Below are 2,615 nucleotides of genomic sequence, written 5' to 3'. Positions count from 1 at the left end.
CTGGAGGTGCTCCACGATCGCCTCCACCACCTGGGTGGTCAGCCGCTCCTGGACCTGGGGCCGGCGGGCGAAGAGGTCCACGAGGCGGGCGAGCTTGCTCAGGCCGGTGACCATCCCGTCGTGGCCGCGGATGGACTGCAGCTCGGCGAGCACGCGGGGGTCGGCCTGCTCCTGGAGCGAGGACGCGGTGGCGTCGAAGTCCTGGTGGGCCCGGACGTCGGCGGAGGCGTGGGGGTGCGGTGCGGTCATGGCCGCCAGTCTATCGGGCGGGATCGGGCCGGCCCGCACCACCCGGGACGTCGGGGCGGGCCAGCGAGTGGGCGCGGTCGACCGTGGCCTGGCCGAGGACCCGGGTGCCCTGGTAGAGCACGACCGACTGTCCGGGGGCCACGCCGCGCATCGGCTCCTCGAGCCGGACCACGAGCTCGGGCAGCGGGCCGCCGTCCCCCTCGACGAGCTCGAGATGGGCCCGGGCGGGGACGGGGTCCCCGTGCGCCCGGACCTGGGCGAGGACGGGGAACGGGGCCGACGCCGCCCCGGCCGCGGCCCCGGGCCGCAGGAGCGGCGCCGCCTCGGGCACGGGCGCCCCGGCCCAGGAGGGGCGGATCCCGCGCAGCTCGTCGACCGCCAGCATCGCCTGCGGGCCCACCACGACCTCGTTGGTCCGCGGCCGGATCTCCAGGACGAAGCGCGGCTTGCCGTCGGGGGCCGGGGTGCCGATGCGCAGGCCCTTGCGCTGGCCCACCGTGAACGCGTTGGCGCCGGAGTGGGTGCCGACCACGTTGCCCTCGACGTCCTTGATCTCGCCCTCGGTCATCTCGATGCGCTCCGCGAGCCAGCCGCGGGTGTCGCCGTCGGGGATGAAGCAGATGTCGTGGGAGTCGGGCTTGCTCGCCACGGACAGCCCGCGGCGGGCGGCCTCGGCCCGCACCTCGGCCTTGGACGGGGTGTCGGCCAGCGGGAGCAGCACGTGCTCGAGCTGCTCGGCCGTGAGGACGCCGAGGACGTAGGACTGGTCCTTCGCCCAGTCCGCCGCGCGGTGCAGCTCCCGGCCGCCGGCGGGGTCCTCGACCACCTTGGCGTAGTGCCCGGTGCACACGGCGTCGAAGCCCAGGGCGAGGGCCTTCTCGAGCAGGGCGGCGAACTTGATCTTCTCGTTGCACCGCAGGCACGGGTTGGGCGTGCGTCCGGCCGCGTACTCCGCGACGAAGTCGTCGACGACGTCGGCCTGGAAGCGCTCGGAGAAGTCCCACACGTAGTACGGGATGCCCAGGACGTCGGCGGCGCGCCAGGCGTCCCGGGAGTCCTCGATCGTGCAGCAGCCCCGGGAACCGGTGCGCAGGGTGCCGGGCGTGCGCGAGAGGGCCAGGTGCACGCCCGTCACGTCGTGGCCGGCGTCGACGGCGCGGGCCGCCGCCACGGCCGAGTCGACGCCGCCGCTCATGGCTGCCAGTACTCGCACGGTGAGATCGTCTCCAGGGGTCGGGGTCGTGGTCCGTGGCGTCAACGGGGCGCGGCCGGCCGGTATTCCCCGGCCCCGGCGGGGCGGGTCCCGCGGGCCCGCCGGTGCGGGATCGGAGCGGCGCGGGGTCGGACCGGCGCGGCGTCGACTGGTGCGGGCTCAGACGGGCGCCGCGCCGGAGAGCCCGGCGCGCAGCGCCCGCCGGTGGACCTCGGGCAGCGCGGCGAGCAGGGCGTCGACGTCGGCGCCCGTGCTCGTGCGGCCCAGGCTGAAGCGCTGCGCACCGCGCGCGGTGGCCTCGTCCAGGCCCATGGCCAGCAGCACGGAGGACGCGCGGGGCACCCCGGCGTGGCAGGCCGAGCCGGTGGAGGAGGCGATCCCGGCGCCGTCCAGCAGGAACAGGAGGGAGTCGCCCTCGCACCCGGGGAAGGTGAAGTGGGCGTTGCCGGGCAGCCGGGCGCCCGTGTGCTCCCGGTCCTCCGGTCCGCGCAGCACGGCGTCCGGCACGATCCGGCGCACGCCCTCCACCAGCCGGTCGCGCAGGCCCGCGAGCCGCTCCTGCTCGGTCTCCCGCTCCGCGGCGGCCTCACGGGCCGCCACCCCGAAGCCGGCGAGCGCGGCGGCGTCGAGGGTGCCGGAGCGCACCGTGCGCTCCTGCCCGCCCCCGTGCTGGACGGGCGCCAGCCCCACCGTGCGCCCGGCCACGAGGGCCCCGGCGCCCACCGGTCCGCCCACCTTGTGGGCCGAGACGGCCAGCGTGGTGAGCCCGGGCAGGTGCGCGTCGACGGGCAGCGCGCCGAAGGCCTGCACGGCGTCGCAGTGGAAGGGGACCCCGAACTCCTCCGCGAGGGCGGCGATCTCCGCGACGGGCTGGACGGTGCCCACCTCGTTGTTGGCCCACATGACGGCCAGCAGCGCGGTGGCGCCCGGGTCGCGGGCCAGTTCCTCCCGCACGGCGGCCGGGTCCACGCGGCCGGCCGCGTCGACGGGCAGCCAGACGGCCTCGGCGCCCTCGTGGGCGGCCAGCCACTCGACGGTGTCGGACACCGCGGCGTGCTCCACCGCGGAGACGAGGACGCGGCGGCGGCGGGGGTCCTGCTCGCGCCGGTGCCGGTACAGGCCCTGGACGGCCAGGTTGTCGGCCTCGGTGCCC

Annotated in this window: 3 protein-coding genes; all 3 read right to left on the bottom strand. The window is 77.1% G+C overall.

The window, feature by feature from the left end; translation table 11 throughout:
• On the bottom strand, positions 1-249 hold a 249-nt coding region (locus tag CRM73_RS18840), incomplete at its 3' end, for a GTP cyclohydrolase I (protein ID WP_229588751.1).
• A 10-nt stretch (positions 250-259) separates the two neighbouring features.
• Positions 260-1,462, bottom strand: a complete 1,203-nt coding sequence (mnmA, locus tag CRM73_RS18835) for a tRNA 2-thiouridine(34) synthase MnmA (RefSeq protein WP_081615777.1) — start codon at positions 1,460-1,462, stop codon at positions 260-262.
• 159 nt (positions 1,463-1,621) lie between these two features.
• Positions 1,622-2,615, bottom strand: a 994-nt coding sequence (locus tag CRM73_RS18830) for a cysteine desulfurase family protein (protein ID WP_229588750.1), incomplete at its 5' end; no start/stop codon positions are given.

Source organism: Kocuria sp. CCUG 69068, assembly GCF_020833785.1.
Taxonomy (GTDB): domain Bacteria; phylum Actinomycetota; class Actinomycetes; order Actinomycetales; family Micrococcaceae; genus Kocuria; species Kocuria rosea.
Note: the sequence above shows the minus strand (reverse complement) of the source record. Positions and strands in the feature narration are given on the sequence as shown.